This is a genomic window from Burkholderia sp. 9775_39 (assembly GCF_015712225.1).
Lineage (GTDB): Bacteria > Pseudomonadota > Gammaproteobacteria > Burkholderiales > Burkholderiaceae > Burkholderia > Burkholderia cenocepacia.
On the sequence record NZ_JACCQC010000018.1, the window covers coordinates 47,502 to 63,450 of the forward strand.

The 15,949-nt window shown below is 69.9% G+C and carries 9 protein-coding genes; 1 reads left to right on the forward strand and 8 read right to left on the reverse strand.

Going from position 1 to position 15,949, the window contains the following annotated elements:
• Positions 1-112 precede the first annotated feature (112 nt).
• On the forward strand, positions 113-2,599 hold the full coding sequence (locus tag H0X90_RS23375; protein ID WP_077189746.1) for a family 20 glycosylhydrolase: 2,487 nt from the start codon (positions 113-115) through the stop codon (positions 2,597-2,599).
• A gap of 180 nt (positions 2,600-2,779) precedes the next feature.
• Here the strand turns inward: H0X90_RS23375 and nagE are convergent, their stop codons facing one another.
• The 8 genes from nagE to imuA all read right to left on the reverse strand — a co-directional run bounded on the left by nagE (position 2,780) and on the right by imuA (position 15,841).
• Positions 2,780-4,546 carry an N-acetylglucosamine-specific PTS transporter subunit IIBC gene (gene nagE / locus H0X90_RS23380; RefSeq protein WP_006499031.1) on the reverse strand — a complete coding sequence of 589 codons (1,767 nt, stop codon included), beginning with the start codon at positions 4,544-4,546 and terminating at the stop codon, positions 2,780-2,782.
• Between the two features lie 86 nt (positions 4,547-4,632).
• Positions 4,633-7,215 (reverse strand): phosphoenolpyruvate--protein phosphotransferase, encoded by a 2,583-nt coding sequence (gene ptsP / locus H0X90_RS23385; RefSeq protein ID WP_043206199.1) that lies wholly within the window; start codon positions 7,213-7,215, stop codon positions 4,633-4,635.
• Positions 7,216-7,230: 15 nt separating this feature from the next.
• The gene (locus tag H0X90_RS23390; RefSeq protein WP_006499033.1) at positions 7,231-8,262 is read right to left on the reverse strand and encodes an SIS domain-containing protein; all 1,032 of its coding nucleotides are present in this window, start codon (positions 8,260-8,262) and stop codon (positions 7,231-7,233) included.
• Positions 8,255-9,358, reverse strand: a complete 1,104-nt coding sequence (gene nagA / locus H0X90_RS23395; protein ID WP_012492393.1) for an N-acetylglucosamine-6-phosphate deacetylase — start codon at positions 9,356-9,358, stop codon at positions 8,255-8,257. Before nagA ends, H0X90_RS23390 begins: the two co-directional genes overlap by 8 nt.
• 86 nt (positions 9,359-9,444) lie before the next feature.
• Positions 9,445-10,179 carry a GntR family transcriptional regulator gene (locus H0X90_RS23400; RefSeq protein ID WP_006487014.1) on the reverse strand — a complete coding sequence of 245 codons (735 nt, stop codon included), beginning with the start codon at positions 10,177-10,179 and terminating at the stop codon, positions 9,445-9,447.
• A 312-nt stretch (positions 10,180-10,491) separates the two neighbouring features.
• Positions 10,492-13,707, reverse strand: coding sequence for an error-prone DNA polymerase (locus H0X90_RS23405; protein ID WP_077189747.1), 3,216 nt, complete (start codon positions 13,705-13,707; stop codon positions 10,492-10,494).
• A 6-nt stretch (positions 13,708-13,713) separates the two neighbouring features.
• On the reverse strand, positions 13,714-15,201 hold the full coding sequence (locus H0X90_RS23410; RefSeq protein ID WP_077189748.1) for a DNA polymerase Y family protein: 1,488 nt from the start codon (positions 15,199-15,201) through the stop codon (positions 13,714-13,716).
• Positions 15,134-15,841 carry a translesion DNA synthesis-associated protein ImuA gene (gene imuA, locus H0X90_RS23415; RefSeq protein ID WP_048986787.1) on the reverse strand — a complete coding sequence of 236 codons (708 nt, stop codon included), beginning with the start codon at positions 15,839-15,841 and terminating at the stop codon, positions 15,134-15,136. Before imuA ends, H0X90_RS23410 begins: the two co-directional genes overlap by 68 nt.
• Positions 15,842-15,949: the final 108 nt, after the last annotated feature.

A 15,949-nucleotide genomic window follows, 5' to 3' on the forward strand; every position in this document is an offset into this window, starting at 1 on the left:
CGCAGCCGCATCGCTCCGCGTGCTGGTATCTCCCGCAGCTCCACTGAAAGACCCGATCGCAGCGACGTCGCGTCACGGCGCCGCTACGCCCCCTTTTTCTCAGGAGTTCGAATTGAAGCGTACCTTGCCCTCCCTCATTGCCGGCCTGCTGATCGCCGTGCTGTCGCCGGCGGCGATCTCCGCGGCGCCGGCGTCGGCCGCCGCTGGCGCGAACGCCGGCACCGCGCAAGCGGCCGCCGCCCAGGCGGCCAGCCTCGCGATGCTGCTGTCGAACGGCCTCGCGTTGCGCGTGGCCGTCGACAACAACCACGCGGCCGCGGCCGGCGTACCGTGCGCCGATCTCGGCGCCGACGGCGCCGCCTGCGCGACCGGCCGCCTGATCCTGCAGAACCGCGGCCATGCGGCGATCGCCGACGGCGGCTGGAAGCTCTACCTGCACAGCATCCGCCGCCTGCTGCGGATCGACCGGCCGGGCTTCGCGCTGCGGCGGCTCACCGGCGACCTGTACGAGCTGACGCCGCAGCCGGGCTCGGTGCGGCTCGCGCCCGGCGAGCGCATCGAGCTGCCGTTCGTCGCCGAATACTGGCTGCTGCGTTACAGCGACGTGATTCCGCGTCCGTACGTCGTCGTCGACGGCGCGCCGCCGGCCGTGCTGCGCTACGACGACACCGACAACGAGCTGCGCTACGTCGAATCGCTGCCGGCCGACGCGCAGAACAACTCGACCGGCAACGCGCCGCCCGTGGCCGCGCGGCCCGATCCCGGTCGCGCGTTGCCGAGCGTGAAGCGCGAGCTGCCGCTGCCCGGCACGCTCGAGCTGCGCGGCGTCGAACTCGCGCTGCCGGACCTGCCTGACGCACAGGTCGCGGCGCTGCGCGAGCGCGCGACGACCCTCGGACTCGACGGCGCAGGCGTGCCGGTACGCGGCTTCGTCGCGCCGCGCCGGCTGCCGGCCGACCTCGCGACACCGGGCAGCTACCGGCTCGCGATCGGGCCGCGCGGCGTGCTGATCGAAGGCTACGATCGCGCGGGCCTCTACTACGGCGTGCAGACGCTCTACTCGCTCGCGCCGGCCGGCGGCGGCCCGATCCCGGCGATGCTCGTCGAGGATGCGCCGCGCTTCACGCATCGCGGGATGCACGTCGACCTCGCGCGCAACTTCAAGCAGCCGGCAACGCTGCGCCGCCTGATCGACCAGATGAGCGCGTACAAGCTCAACCGCCTGCACCTGCATCTGTCCGACGACGAAGGCTGGCGCATCGAGATTCCCGGCCTGCCCGAGCTGACCGAGATCGGGGGACGCCGCTGCCACGACCCGAGCGAGACGCGCTGCCTGCTGCCGCAGCTCGGCTCCGGGCCGGACAATCGCTCGGGCGGCGGCTACCTGACGCGCGACGACTACGTGGCGCTCGTGCGCTACGCGGCCGCGCGCTTCGTTCAGATCATTCCCGAGATCGACATGCCCGCGCATGCGCGGGCGGCCGTCGTGACGATGGAGGCGCGCTACCGGCGGCTGCATGCGGCGGGTCGCGAGCAGGAAGCGAACGCATACCGGCTGCTCGACCCGCAGGACACGACGAACCTGACGACGGTGCAGTTCTACGACCGGCGCAGCGACCTGAACCCGTGCGTGCCGGGCGCGCTCAACTTCGCGTCGAAGGTGATCCGCGAGATCGCGGCGATGCACGCGGACGCGCAGGCGCCGCTGCAGACGTGGCACTACGGCGGCGACGAAGCGAAGAACATCTTCCTCGGCGGCGGCTTCCAGCCGCTGAACGGCACCGACCCGAACAAGGGGCGCATCGATCTGGCCGCGCAGGACAAGCCGTGGGCGCGTTCGCCCGCTTGCACGGCGCTGCTCCAGCGCGGCGAGATCAAGTCGATCGACGAGCTGCCGACGCGTTTCGCGAAACAGGTGAGCGCGGCGGTCAACGCGAACGGGATCGGCACGATGGCCGCGTGGCAGGACGGCATCAAGCATGCGAACGGGCCGCAGGATTTCAGCACGCGCCACGTGATGGTGTCGCTGTGGGACACGATCTTCTGGGGCGCGTCGGACAGCGCGCGCGACCTGAGCGGCAAGGGCTACCAGACGGTGCTCGCGCTGCCCGACTACCTGTACTTCGACTTCCCGTACACGCTCAATCCGCGCGAGCGCGGCTACTACTGGGGCTCGCACGCGACCGACGAGTACAAGGTGTTCTCGCTCGCGCCGGAGAACCTGCCGCAGAACGCCGAAGTGATGGGCGACCGCGACGGCAACCCGTTCGAGGTGACGGGCACGGGCCCCGCGCCGCGCATCGAAGGCATGCAGGGCCAGGCGTGGGGCGAGGTGATGCGCAACGACACCTTTCTCGAATACATGACCTATCCGCGACTGCTCGCGCTCGCCGAGCGCGCGTGGCACCGGGCCGACTGGGAGCTGCCGTATGCGGCCGGCGTGCGCTTCAAGCGCGGCGACACGCATCACGTCGACATCGCCGCGCTGCAGCGCGACTGGGCCGGCTTCGCGACGCTGCTCACGCAACGCGAATTGCCGAAGCTCGACCGCGCCGGCGTCGGCTACCGGAAGCCGACCTTCACGCTGACGAATCCGTGATCGGCTGACCGGCCAGGCAGTCGAGCGACAAGCGATGCGGCGCAACGCATCGCGTATCGCGCACCGCCGTCTCCAAAGCAAAAACGGCTTGCGACATCGTCGTCGCAAGCCGTTTTCTTTTGGCCTCTCTTGACCGCCGACCCGCATCCGCCGCGCGGATGTCAGGCCGGCTTCACCGCATCACGCCGGTTGGGCTGCCGCCCCGCCGCCCGACGGCGGCAGGCGCGCGCCGAGTTGTTCGGCATAGCGTGCGGCCGCGTTGCCGCAGACGATGTGGAACGTGTCGAGCGACACCCACGCGACGTCGAGCGTGCCGAGACGCTCGCGATCGACCGCCGACGGATCGCGCACGACCACGCGCAGGCGCGTGGTGGCCACCGCATCGAGCGACGCGACGTTGGTCGCGCCGCCGAACACCGCGAGCCAGCGGGTCGGTTCCGGATCGAGCGGGCCGGCGGCCGCGCCCGTGACCGGCTGCGCGGCGGCCGTCGCCGGCGCGGCCGCACCGGTCGCGCCGCCGCCGATCGCGGCGCGCATCTCGTCGGCAATGATGTCGGCCTCGGGCCCGATGATCACCTGCACGCTGTTGCCGCCGCGCTTGAGCACGCCGCGCGCGCCGATCGACTTCAGTTCCGGCTCCGACACCTGCTCCGGATCGACCACGGTCAGGCGCAGGCGCGTCGTGCACGCGTCGACGACCGACAGGTTGGCCGCGCCGCCGAGCGCGGCGATGTAGCGTTGCGCGCGCGGTGCGGCAGCCGTTGCAGCCGCGCCCGCGGCCGGTGCGACGAACCCGCCCGATGCGTACGATTCCGTGGCCGCATCGGTCGACGCCGGCTCGCGGCCCGGCGTGGCCATGTTGAACTTGCGGATGAAGAAGCGGAACAGCCCGTAGTACGCGGCGCCGTACGCGATGCCGAGCGGAATCGCGATCCAGCCCTTCGTCGACAGCCCGTAGTTCAGCACGTAGTCGATCGCGCCGGCGGAGAACGTGAAGCCGAGCTTCACGCCGAGAATCTGGCAGATCGCGAGCGACAAGCCCGTCAGCACCGCGTGGATCACGTACAGCACCGGCGCGAGGAACATGAAGCTGAACTCGATCGGCTCGGTCACGCCGGTCAGGAACGACGTCAGCGCCATCGAGAACAGCAGGCCGCCGACCATCGCGCGGCGCTCCTTCGGCGCCTCGTGCAGCATCGCGAGACACGCCGCCGGCAGGCCGAACATCATGATCGGGAAGAAGCCGGCCATGAAGGTGCCCGCGGTCGGGTCGCCCGCGAAGAAGCGGTGCAGGTCGCCGTGCACGATCTCGCCGCCGGCGGGCGGCGTGAAGTTGCCGAACACGAACCACGCGAGCGAGTTGATGATGTGGTGCAGGCCGGTGACGAGCAGCAGACGGTTCAGGAAGCCGAACACGAACGCACCGATCGCGCCCGCCGTCGTCAGCCACTGGCCGGCCGCGTCGATCGCATGCTGGATCGGCTGCCACACGTACCCGAACGCGATGCCCAGTATCACGCAGACCAGCCCGGTGATGATCGGCACGAACCGCTTGCCGCCGAAGAACGCGAGGTAGTCCGGCAGCTTGATGTCCTTGTAGCGGTTGTACAGCAGGCCCGCGACGACCCCCGCGATGATCCCGGACAGCACGCCCATGTTCAGCTTGGGATCGATGTCCTTCATGATCGCGGTTTCGATCAGGTAACCGATCGCGCCCGCGAGCGCCGCCACGCCGTTGTTGTCCTTCGCGAAGCCGACCGCCACGCCGATCGCGAACAAGAGCGGCAGGTTGTCGAAGATCGCGCCGCCGGCGTCGGCGATCATCTTGATATTGAACACGTCCGGCTGGCCGAGTCGCAGCAGGATGCCGGCGACCGGCAATACCGCGATCGGCAGCATCAGTGCCCGGCCCAGGCCCTGTATTTTCAGAAACGGATTCCCGTTCATTCAGTCCTCCAATCCTTGTCTCGTCATTAATCGTCGTTGAGCGAATGCCTTCGTCGTGAAACCGGTCGCGAACCTGCCGTCGACGCTCAGTCGAGCGGCCAGACCTCGCGGCTTGCTGCCCTTACCGCCTGTGCCGAGTCGAGCGCGAGCAGATCCTGCGCGCGCTGACGGCACAACTGGTAATCGAGACGGCGCACACGCGCCTTGATGCCCGGCACCGACACCGGATCGACCGACAGTTCGGTCACGCCGAGGCCCACCAGGACCGGCACCGCGAGCGGATCGCCGCCGAGTGCGCCGCATACGCCGACCCACTTGCCGTGCTTCGCGGCGCCGCGCACCGCGATGTCGATCAGGCGCAGCACGGCCGGATGCAGGCCGTCGGACAGCGCGGCCAGGTCGGCCTGGCAGCGGTCCATCGCGAGCGTGTACTGGGTCAGGTCGTTGGTGCCGATCGACAGGAAATCCGCGTGCTGCGCGAGCTGGTCGGCCAGCAGCGCGGCCGACGGCACCTCGATCATCACGCCGACCTCGATCGGCTCGGTGCGGCCCTGCGCGCGCGCGAATTCGTCGATGCGCTTGCGCAGCCGCACGAGCTCGCCTGCGTCGGTCACCATCGGCAGCAGGATGCGCACCGCGCCGAACGGCTTCACCGCGAGCAGGCCCTGCAACTGATCGTCGAGCAGATCGGGGCGCACCTGCGCGAGACGGATGCCGCGCAGGCCGAGCGCCGGGTTCGGTTCGGGCGGCAGCGTCAGGTAGTCGACTTCCTTGTCCGCACCGACGTCGAGCGTGCGGATGATCGCCGTGCGGCCCTGCAGCGCGTCGACGATCGACTGGTAGCTCTGCTGATGCTCGACCACCGTCGGCGCGGCCTGGCGATGGATGAACATCAGTTCGGTGCGCAGCAGGCCGACCGCGTCCGCGCCGTTGTCGACCGCGGTGTTCGCGTCGTCGAGCGTCGCGATGTTCGCGGCGACCTCGATCGCGCGACCGTCGACCGTCGCGGCCGCCTCACCGGCCTGTTGCCGGTTCGCCTCGCGCACGCCGTCCAGGCGCTGGCGCTCGTGCCGCGCGCGCTCGACGTCGAGCGCGGTCGGGGCATGTTCGAGCCGGCCCGCGCTCGCATCGACGACGACCTGCGTGCCGTCCGGAATCGCGTACAGCGCATCGCCGACCGCCACCAGCGCCGGGATGCCGAGCTGCCGCGCGATGATCGCCGCGTGCGACGTCGCGCCGCCGCGCGCCATCACGAGCGCGGTCACGCGTTCGCGATCGAGCGACGCCAGGTCGGACGGCGTGAATTCCTCGGCCGCGAGCACGGCCTCGTCGGGCAGCGCGCGCGCGGCGCCGTTCGTATGGCCGAGCGCGCGCAGCACGCGCTTCTCGATGTCGCGCAGGTCGGCCGCGCGTTCGGCGAGCAGCGCGTCGTCGAGCTTCGACAGCGTGTCGATCTGCGTGCGGATCGTCGCGCGCCACGCGAAGCCCGCGCCCTTGCCGAGACTGATCAGGTCGCGCGCCGCGTCGACCAGCGTCGGGTCCTCCAGCAGCACGCGATGCACCGCGAAGATGCCCGCCTCGCCCACCGCACCGCGCGCCGAGGCGTTGCGCACCGTTTCGCCGAGTTCGGCGTCGACCGCCTTCAGCGCCTGGTCGAGGCGGCGGCTTTCCGCGGCCGGCGTGCCGGACGCCTGCTCGGGCGGCACGATGTCCGCATCGTCGAGACGCACCAGCGTGCCGACCGCGATGCCGGGCGCCGCGCATACGCCGGCGAGCGTGTTCGGGTCGAGCGTCGCGCCGGGTGCGTGCGCGATGGCTTGCGGCGCGGGCGACTTCAGCCGCGCCGGCTTTTCTTCCACTTCGCCGTGCGCCTCGCGCAGCAGCTCGCGCTCGACCGCATCGACGGCCTGCTGCGCGTGCGCGCCGCGCCCGACCAGTTCGACCGTCGCGCCTTCGCCGGCGCCGAGGCCGAGCAGGCCGACAACGCTCGCGATCGACGCCTTGCGGCCGTCGAACAGCACGTCGACGGTCGCATCGAACCCGCGCACGGCTTCACGCGCCCGTGCGGCCGGCCGCGCATGCAGCCCGCCCGGCTGCGCGAGCACGATCTCGCGGCGCACTTCGTTCTGCGCGGCAGCACCGGCCTGCGCCGCCTGCGCGGCGGCTTCGCCCTTGCCGCGCAGCGCGAGCAACGGCGTCTCGCCGGCGGTCGCGAAACCGCTTGCGCGCTCGACCACCTCGAACGCGTCGGAATTCGCGATCGCGATCACCGACACGAGCGAATGCGCGTGGCGCGCCACCGCGTCCTGGTCGAACTCGATCAACAGCGCGCCTGCCTCGACACGCGCGCCGGCTTCGACGTGCGCGATGAAGCCCTGTCCGTTCAGCTCGACGGTGTCGATGCCGATGTGCAGCAGCACTTCCGCGCCTTGCGGTGTCGTGATCGTGACCGCATGGCCCGTGCGCGCGAGATGCGACACGACGCCCGCGCACGGCGCGACGAGCCGGCCCGCGAGCGGGTCGATGCCGATGCCGTCGCCGAACATCCCGCCGGAGAACACCGGATCGGGCACGTCGGCCAGCGCGACGATCGGCCCCGTCAATGGGCTGAGCAGAACGATCTGATCGTGGGTGGGGCTCTTCAACTGGGATTCCTCGGCGCGTCTCATCGGCTTTCTCGGCTATCAGTGCGTTTCGGTGACTTTGTTCAGGTGGCGCGGCGTGTCGGGATTGCGCCCGCGCGCGACGGCGAGATCCGCCGCCATCACGTAGAACGAAAGAATGGCGGCGATCGGGTCGAGCGCCGAATGGGCGGACTGCGCGAGCGGCAGCACAGTGCCCGATACGCCGGGCGTCGATACGCCGGGCGTGCCGGCCGGCGCCGCGAGCAGCACGGCGGCGCCGCGGGCGCGCATGTCCGCGGCGAGCTGCAGCAGGCCGGCCTGTTCGGGCCCCGGCGGCGCGAACACGAGCAGCGGATAGTCGCGGTCGATCAGCTCCATCGGGCCGTGACGGACTTCGGCGCTCGAAAATGCCTCGGCCTGGATGCCGGACGTTTCCTTCAGCTTCAGCGCGGCTTCCTGCGCGATCGCGAGGCCCAGACCACGGCCGATGACGATCATCCGCTCGACGCCCGCGAGCGCCGCGACGGCTTGCGACCAGTCGAGCCGGCCGGCCTGCGCGAGCACGTCGGGCAGCCCGCGCAACGCGGTCATCAGCGCGGCGTCGCGCTGCCAGTACGCGACGATCTGCGCGGACAGCGACAGCATCGCGATATAGCTCTTGGTCGCGGCGACCGACAGTTCGGGGCCGGCCAGCAGCGGCAACTGGTGCTCGCACGCATCGGCGAGCGGCGACGGCAGCACGTTCACGGCGGCGACGGTGCGCGCGCCGGCTTCGCGCAGCGCGGCCATCGTATTGACGAGATCGGGGCTCTTGCCCGACTGGGAGAACGCGATCGCGAGCTGGTCCTGCACCTTCAGCGGCGCCTGCTGCAGCGTCGCGACCGACATCGGCAGCGACGCGACCGGCACGCCGAGGCGGCTCATCGTCAGGCTCGCGAAATAGCTGGCGGCGTGATCCGAGCTGCCGCGCGCGACCGTCAGCGCGACGGCCGGCGGGTGATCGAGCAATTGGCCGGCGAGCGCTTCGACGCGCGCGGTGTCGGCGATCTGCGCGGCGACGACCTGGGCGGACTCGCGCGCTTCCTTAAGCATATTCGACAATCGATTCTCCTTCGACGTAGGTCGCGGTGAGGTTCAGGTCGCGATCGAACACCGCGAGGTCGGCCCATGCGCCGCGCTCGAGGCGGCCGCGATCGGTCACGCCGAGGTAGTCGGCCGCGTAGCGCGACATCCGGTTCGACACGTCGGCGATCGGCAGGCCGAGCGACACGAGGTTGCGCAGCGCCTGGTCCATCGTCAGCGTGCTGCCGGCGAGCGTGCCGTCGGCGAGCCGCACGCCGCCGAGGCACTTCGTCACGTGCTGGCTGCCAAGCCGGTATTCGCCGTCGGGCATGCCGGTGGCGGACGTGCTGTCGGTCACGACGTACAGGCGCGGAATCGCGCGCAGCGCAGCACGAATCGCGCCCGGGTGGACGTGCAGCAGATCGGGGATGATTTCCGCGTATTCGGCATGCGCGAGCGCCGCGCCGACGAGGCCCGGGTTGCGGTGATGCAGCGGCGACATCGCGTTGAACAGGTGCGTGAAACCGCATGCGCCGTGCTTGAGCGCGGCGACCGCGTCGTCGTAGGTCGCGAGCGAGTGGCCGAGCTGCACGCGCACGCCGCGCGCGGCCATCTCGCCGATGATCTCGATGTGGCCCGCGATTTCCGGCGCGAGCGTGACGACGCGGATCGGCGCGATCGACAGGTACTTGAGCACCTCGTCGAGCACGGCCGACACGGCCGCGTCGGGCTGCGCGCCGAGCTTGCCGGGGTTGATGTACGGCCCTTCGAGATGCACGCCGAGCACGCGGGCGCCGCCCGGCGTGCGGGCCCGCGCGGCGGTGCCGAGATTCGCGACGACTTCCATCAGTTCGTCGCGCGGCGCGGTCATCGTCGTCGCGAGCAGGCTCGTCGTGCCGAATTGCGCATGCGTGCGGACGATCGTTTCGATCGCGTCGCCGCCTTCCATCACGTCGGCGCCGCCGCCGCCATGCACGTGCAGGTCGATGAAGCCGGGCAGGATGTACGGCGCGTCGTTCTTCGCGGGATCGACGGGCGCGCCGTCGAGCGTGGTGATGCGGCCGTTCTCGCTATCGAGCGAACCGTGAATCCAGCCGTCGGGGGTGAGGATGTTTCCAGTCAGCATGACGTTCTCTTGATGATCTGGTGACGCGGGCATCCGCGTCGTGATTTGCAAATCCGTTGCATGTGCTGCGCGGGCAGTCTCGCGCGTCAGCGTTTCAGTTCGGCGACGAAGTCGTAATAGTCGTCGCGGCAATACGTTTCGCTCATTTCGATCGCGCGCTGGTCGACACCGTAGCCGATCCGCGTGATCACCAGCAGCGCCGAGCCCGGCTTCACCGCCATCCATTTCGCGATCGCGTGCGTCGCGTTCGCCGCGCGAAAGTGCTGCAGCGCGCGCACGACGGTCATGCCGCGCGCCTCCAGGTATTCGTACAGCGATGCACCGAGCACCTGCGGATCGGGCACCACCGCGGCGGGCAGCGTCGAATGCTCGACCGCCATCACGATGCCGTCCGCGCGGCGCAGCCGTTCGAGCCGCGCCACCGTCGCGCCGGGCGCGAGGCCGAGATGCGTGAGCTCGTCGCGGCTCGCGGTGCGCAGCGTGCGCGACAGCCACACCGAATCGGGCACGAAGCCGCGCTGGCGCATCTTCGCGGTGAAGCCGACGAGGCGCGACAGCGGATCGGCAACGCGCGGCGTGATGAAGCTGCCCGCGCCGCGCGCCCGCTTGATCAGGCCCTGCTCGACCAGCAGCGCGAGGGCGCGACGCGCGGTGATCCGCGACACGCCGACCGACACCGACAGCAGCCGCTCCGACGGCAGCGCCTCGCCGGCCTGCCACGCGCCCGCGTGGATCGCGCTCGCCAGATTGCGGGCGAGCTGCAGATAGAGCGGCGTATCGTCGAGGGGATCGGGCGCCAGTTCGGCCCAGCCGGTTTCCATGTGCCTCCGCGTGTCGGACGACGATCTCCGACCGTCGAAAGTGAACGCATTATATAACCACAATAATACCAGTCAACGAACTGGTATTAGCGCCGAGGAAATCGCCGAAAGCCTTGCGCGGCAAGCGTTTTAGTACCGGCAAAGCCTTTGTTTACAATGCAGTGCGAGATAGGGATTTACCCGAAGTGGTATGCAAGGGGACAGTTCCAGTGCGTGGACCGGCCGGGTTTCCGGCACGAATATGAGACCAGAATAGAACCAATTTGGCTGACTGGTATGCATCGACGACAGCGCGCCGGTGCGACGCGCGGATCAGTGGAATTCCCGGCTCGACGTGCGCAGGCCGCCGAGCAGCGGCGTCAGATCCTCGAAATGCTGCGCGACGAGGTGCCGCACGTCGCTCACGACCTGCCACACGCCGGACGCCGCGAGCAGCCGCGAATCGAGTGTTTCGCGGCGCTGCCGCGCGAGCAGCTCGGGCCGGACGATCACGTTCACGCAGCCCGTTTCGTCCTCGAGCGTCATGAACATCACGCCCTTCGCGGTGCCCGGCATCTGCCGGGCGATCACGAGCCCGCATGCGCGTGCGAGCCGGCCGTCGGGACGGTCGCGCAACTCGGCCGCCGACGACAGCCGCTGCGCGCGCAAGGCCGGACGCAGCAACGCGACCGGATGGCGGTTCAGCGTGAGGCCGGTGGTGTGATAGTCGGCGAGGATGTCGTCGGCTTCCGACGGCGCGCCGAGCGCAGGTTGCTCCACCTCGTCGATCGGCGCGGCGGCGAGCAGGTCGCGCTCCGGCGCCGCGGCGACGGCCTGCCACAACGCATCGCGACGATGGCCGGCGAGCGTCGCGAGCGCATTCGCGGCGGCGAGCGCCTCGAGATCGCGACGTTCGAGTTGCGCGCGGCGCGCGAGGGTGTCGACGTTGTCGAACGGGCCGGCGGCGCGTGCGGCTTCGATGCACCGCGCGGCGGCTTCGCTCAGGCCGCGCACGAGCGACAGGCCGAGCCGCACGGCCGGCTGACCGTGCGGCGGCGGCTGGTCGGGCAACGCCTCGAGCGCGGCTTCCCAGGTGCTTTGCGTCACGTCGATCGGCAGCACCTTCACGCGGTGACGCTTCGCGTCCTGCACGAGTTGCGACGGCGGGTAGAACCCCATCGGCTGGCTGTTCAGCAGCGCGGCGAGAAAGATCGCGGGTTCGTGGCATTTGAGCCAGCTGCTCGCGTACGCGAGTTTCGCGAAGCTCGCGGCGTGGCTTTCGGGGAACCCGTATTCGCCGAAGCCTTTGATCTGCTCGAAGATCTGTTCGGCGAATTCGCGTGTGTAGTTGCGTTCGAGCATGCCGCTGATGATCTTGTCCTGATATTTCTCGAGATTGCCCTTGCGCTTCCACGCGGCCATCGCACGACGCAAGTCATCCGCTTCGCCAGGTGTAAAACCCGCGGCGACGATCGCAATCTGCATCACCTGTTCCTGGAAGATCGGCACACCCAGCGTACGAACGAGCACTTCCTTGAGCGCGTCGCTCGGATACGTGACCTCGCCCTCCTCTTCACCGGCCACGATCCTGCGCCGCTGCAAATACGGATGCACGGCGCCGCCTTGAATCGGACCGGGCCGCACGATCGATACCTGAACAACGAGATCGTAGTAGTTGCGCGGCTTCAGCCGCGGCAGCATCGACATCTGCGCACGCGATTCGATCTGGAACACGCCGACCGTATCGGCGCGACAGATCATGTCGTAAGTTGCTTTGTCGTCCTGCGGAATGTGTTTCAGCGTGAACGGTTCGCCGTCCTTCGCTGGCCCGCGCCATGCGGTGCGCAGGTCGAACGCGCGATGCAGCGCCGACAGCATGCCGAGCGCGAGCACGTCGACCTTCATCAGCCCGAGCGCTTCGAGATCGTCCTTGTCCCACTGGATCACGCGTCGCCCGTCCATCGCCGCGTTCTCGACCGGCACGAGCCGCGTGAGCTTGCCGCGGCTGATCACGAAGCCGCCCGAATGCTGCGACAGATGGCGCGGGAAGTTGAGCAAGCGCCCGGCCAGTTCGGCCCATGTGCGAATCAGCGGCGTTTCGGGATCGAGCCCGGTCGACGCGAATTGCCGCAGCAGATCGCGACTGCCGTCGAACCAGCGATGCCCCTTTGCGACGCGATCGACCAGCATCGGATCGACGCCGAGCGCCTTGCCGGTTTCGCGCAGCACGCCGCGCGGACGATACGTCGAAACGGCAGCCGCGAGCGCGGCGCGATCCTTGCCGTATTTTGCGTAGATGTGCTGGATCACTTCTTCGCGGCGCTGATGCTCGAAGTCGACGTCGATATCCGGCGGCTCGCCGCGTTCCTCGCTGATGAAACGCTCGAACAGCATCGTGCTTTGCTCGGGATTCACTTCGGTGATGCCGAGGCAATAACAGACGACCGAGTTCGCGGCCGAGCCACGGCCCTGGCACAGGATGTTCTGGCTGCGCGCGTATTTGACGATGTCGTAGACGGTCAGGAAGAACGGCTCGTAGCTCAGCCGGGCGATCAGGTCGAGTTCATGGCGGATCTGCTTGTCGACCTTCTCCGGAATGCCCTGCGGATAACGCACCGCCGCTCCGGCGAAGGTTTCCTGTTCCAGATAGCGCGTCGGCGTCAGTCCCGCCGGCACGATCTCGTCGGGATACTCGTAACGCAGCGAGTCGAGTTCGAAATCGCATGCATCGAACATCGCGCACGTCTCCGCGATCTCGGCCGACGAAAACAACTTCGCGATCCGCCCGCGCGAACGCAGATGCTGCTCCGCATTCGGCGCGAGCGCGTACCCGCATTCGGAGACCGGCATCCCGACGCGAATCGCCGTCATCACGTCCTGCAGCGGCTTGCACGAGCGCACGTGCATCGTCACGTCGCCCAGCGCGACGAGTCGCACGCCGCGCCGTTTGCCGGCCTCGCGAATCTCGTCGCGCTGCGCGCCGTCCAGCGCGCGCTGCAACTGCACGAGCCCGAGCCGCGCCCGCTCGCCGAACATCGCGCGAAACCACGCGACCTGCGCATCGAGCACGTCCGCCCGCACCGGGTACGTCGGCACGAGAATCGCGAAGCAGTCGGGCATGCCGCGCAAGTGGGCAAACTCCGCCGGCGGCGCCGACAGCATCCGCGACGTCAGCTGGTAAGTGCCCTTCGACGATGCCATCCGCCGCCACGAAATCAACTCGGAAAGATTGCCGTACCCTTCGCGGTTCTGCGCGAGCAGCACGAGCCCGAACGCACCGGGGCCCGGGTCGTGGCCGGGCGCGACGTCATCCGGCGTGACGTCGAAATACGAACCGATGACCAGCGGCAATCCGTTCGCCTTCGCCGCGACATGCATGCGCGGCGCGCCGGCGAGCGAGCATTCGTCGGTGATCGCGATCCCGCGATAGCCGAGTTCCACCGCACGCTCGACCAGTTCGTCCGCATGCGACGCGCCATGCAGGAATGAAAAGTTCGAATGGCAGAACAACTCCGCGTAATCGGGCAGCCCGCTGAAATCCGCCATCATCTTCGTTCACCCGAACAGGCCGTGCAGGAACCAGTGCGGTTCGGACTCGCTCCCCGCTCGTTCCCTGAACACCCAATAGCACGCACCGGCTTCGTCCTGCGCGACGTGGTAATCGCGTGCCGCGAGCTGACCATCGAACCACCCGGCCTCGATCCGCTCCGCCGACGACATCATCCTCAGCGGCGTATGGAATACCGGCCGCTCGCCACGCATCAGCAACGGCAGCGGTTCGGCCAGCAACCACGCGGGGCGCGGCGGCACGGCCGGCGGCCCGCCGGCCGGCTTGCCCGCCTGCGCATCGAGCGGCAACCAGCGGTTCGCGGCTTCGGGCCGATGATCGGCGACGGGCGCCGCGCGCAGCACGTTCTCCGCGCCGAGCCGCGCGACCAGCAACTCGAGCAACCGCTCGCGGGTTTCCCGCGTACCGCCCGGCTCGGGAAAAAGATCGTCGGCCGGCGGCGCGACCGATTCGACGCGCGTGGCCTTCAGACGCACCGCGATCACCGCGGCCGGCAGCTCGACGCGCGCGAGCCGCTCGCCGAGCAGCCGCATGAAATGCCCCTCGTCGCGCACGGGGGCGGCGAACGCGAGCGCGAGCGGGGTCGGCGGCACGGCCTGGCGGCCGCGTTCGTGCTCGAGATCGAACGTCATCGCGGCGAGCGACAGGTGCCGCGCGGCCAGCCAGCCGCACAGCTGCACGACGAGCCGCCGCGCGGCGAACAGCACGGCTTCCGCGTATTCGACGCGCTCCGGCAACTCGAGCCGCACGTCGAACACGGGCGGCACCGCCATCCATGCGAGCGGCTCGACCGCTTCGCCGTACGCACGATCGAGCGTGGCCAGCAACGCGGGACCGCAGCGTCGCTGCAGCCCTGCGCGCGGCAGGCGGCGCAGATCGGCGAGCGTGCGGCAGCCGAGGCCGTCGAACCAGCCCGCATACGGACGCGCATCGGGCAGCAGCACGCATGGCAGCCGGTCGAGCGTGCGGACGAGCGAGGCCTGGCGTGCGACGCGGCGCCGGCTGCGTGCGCGGGCCGACGTGCGCGCGAGCAGCCATGCGCCGCGCCCGGTCGGCGCGGCGGACAGGCGCGCCGCGTAGCCAAGCGCCGCGAGCGTCGCGCGCACCTGGCGGCACAGCGACGGCAGGCCGCCGAACAGGCGCAGGCTCGGGCCGACGTCGACGATCAGCGTGGCTTCGTCGTCGAGCGCGACGCACGGCGAGAAACGCAGCAGCGCGAGCGCGACCGCGCGCAGCGCATCGGCTTCGCGCGCGGGATCGCGTTCGACGAGTTGCGTATCGGGCGCGAGCGTGAGCACGCCGCCGCGCTTCATGCCCGCGCGCACGCCCTGCCGGCGCGCGGCCGCGTCGGCGATCAGCACGACGCCCTGCTCGAGCACCGCGCAGCCGGCCTCGCCGGCCGCCGCGTCAGACGGCGGCGGGGCGCACACGTCGAGCGGCAGGCGCGGCAGATGGATGCCGAGCAAGACGCGCATAGCGGCTCTCCACGATGGGCGACGGCAAATCGAGCACGAGCGGCTCGCTGCGCGCGGGCCCGCGACGCTTGACGATGTCGAGCGACACGCCGCCCGGCACCGGATACAGCGCGACGCGCAGCACGGCCGGCGACGGCTGCCGCGCGGCCGACAGCGGACGCAGCATCACGAACAGCGTGTCGCCCGTGCGCGCGGCCGCGAGATGCAGGCGCCGCAGCGCATCGGGCCGCGCGTCCTGCCAGAGCAGCAGCGCGCCGCAACAGCCGGTCTTGAGCGCCTGCTCGGCGGCCCACAACGCATCGGTACGGCTACCGGCGCGCAGCCACAGCAGCGTGTCGGCCGGCACGCCGAGACTGGCGAGCGCGGTGGCATGCGGCGACTGCGGCGGCGCGACGAGCGCGAGCGGCCGCCGGACGCTGACGGTGCGGGCAAGCGCCGGCGCGAGCAGTCGCATCTCGCCGCAGCCCGGCTGCGCGGCCAGCAGTTCGACGAGGCCGCCGACCGGCCAGCCGCCGCCCGGCAGCTCGGCCGACAGCGGCGCGAAGCCCGTGTCGATCGTGCGCGGGCCGCCGCGCGCGAGCTGCGAGCCGCGCCAAAGGGACGGATGAAGGGATTCGGGAGTAATGGAGGATGCGAGCATGACGCCACCCACAACTGTATGGATATACAGTATATGGCAATGCGCGCGCGTCGCACAGCACCGGTGCAAAACCGGTTTTCGTCGGAAGAAACCGGGGAGAAGCCGGCG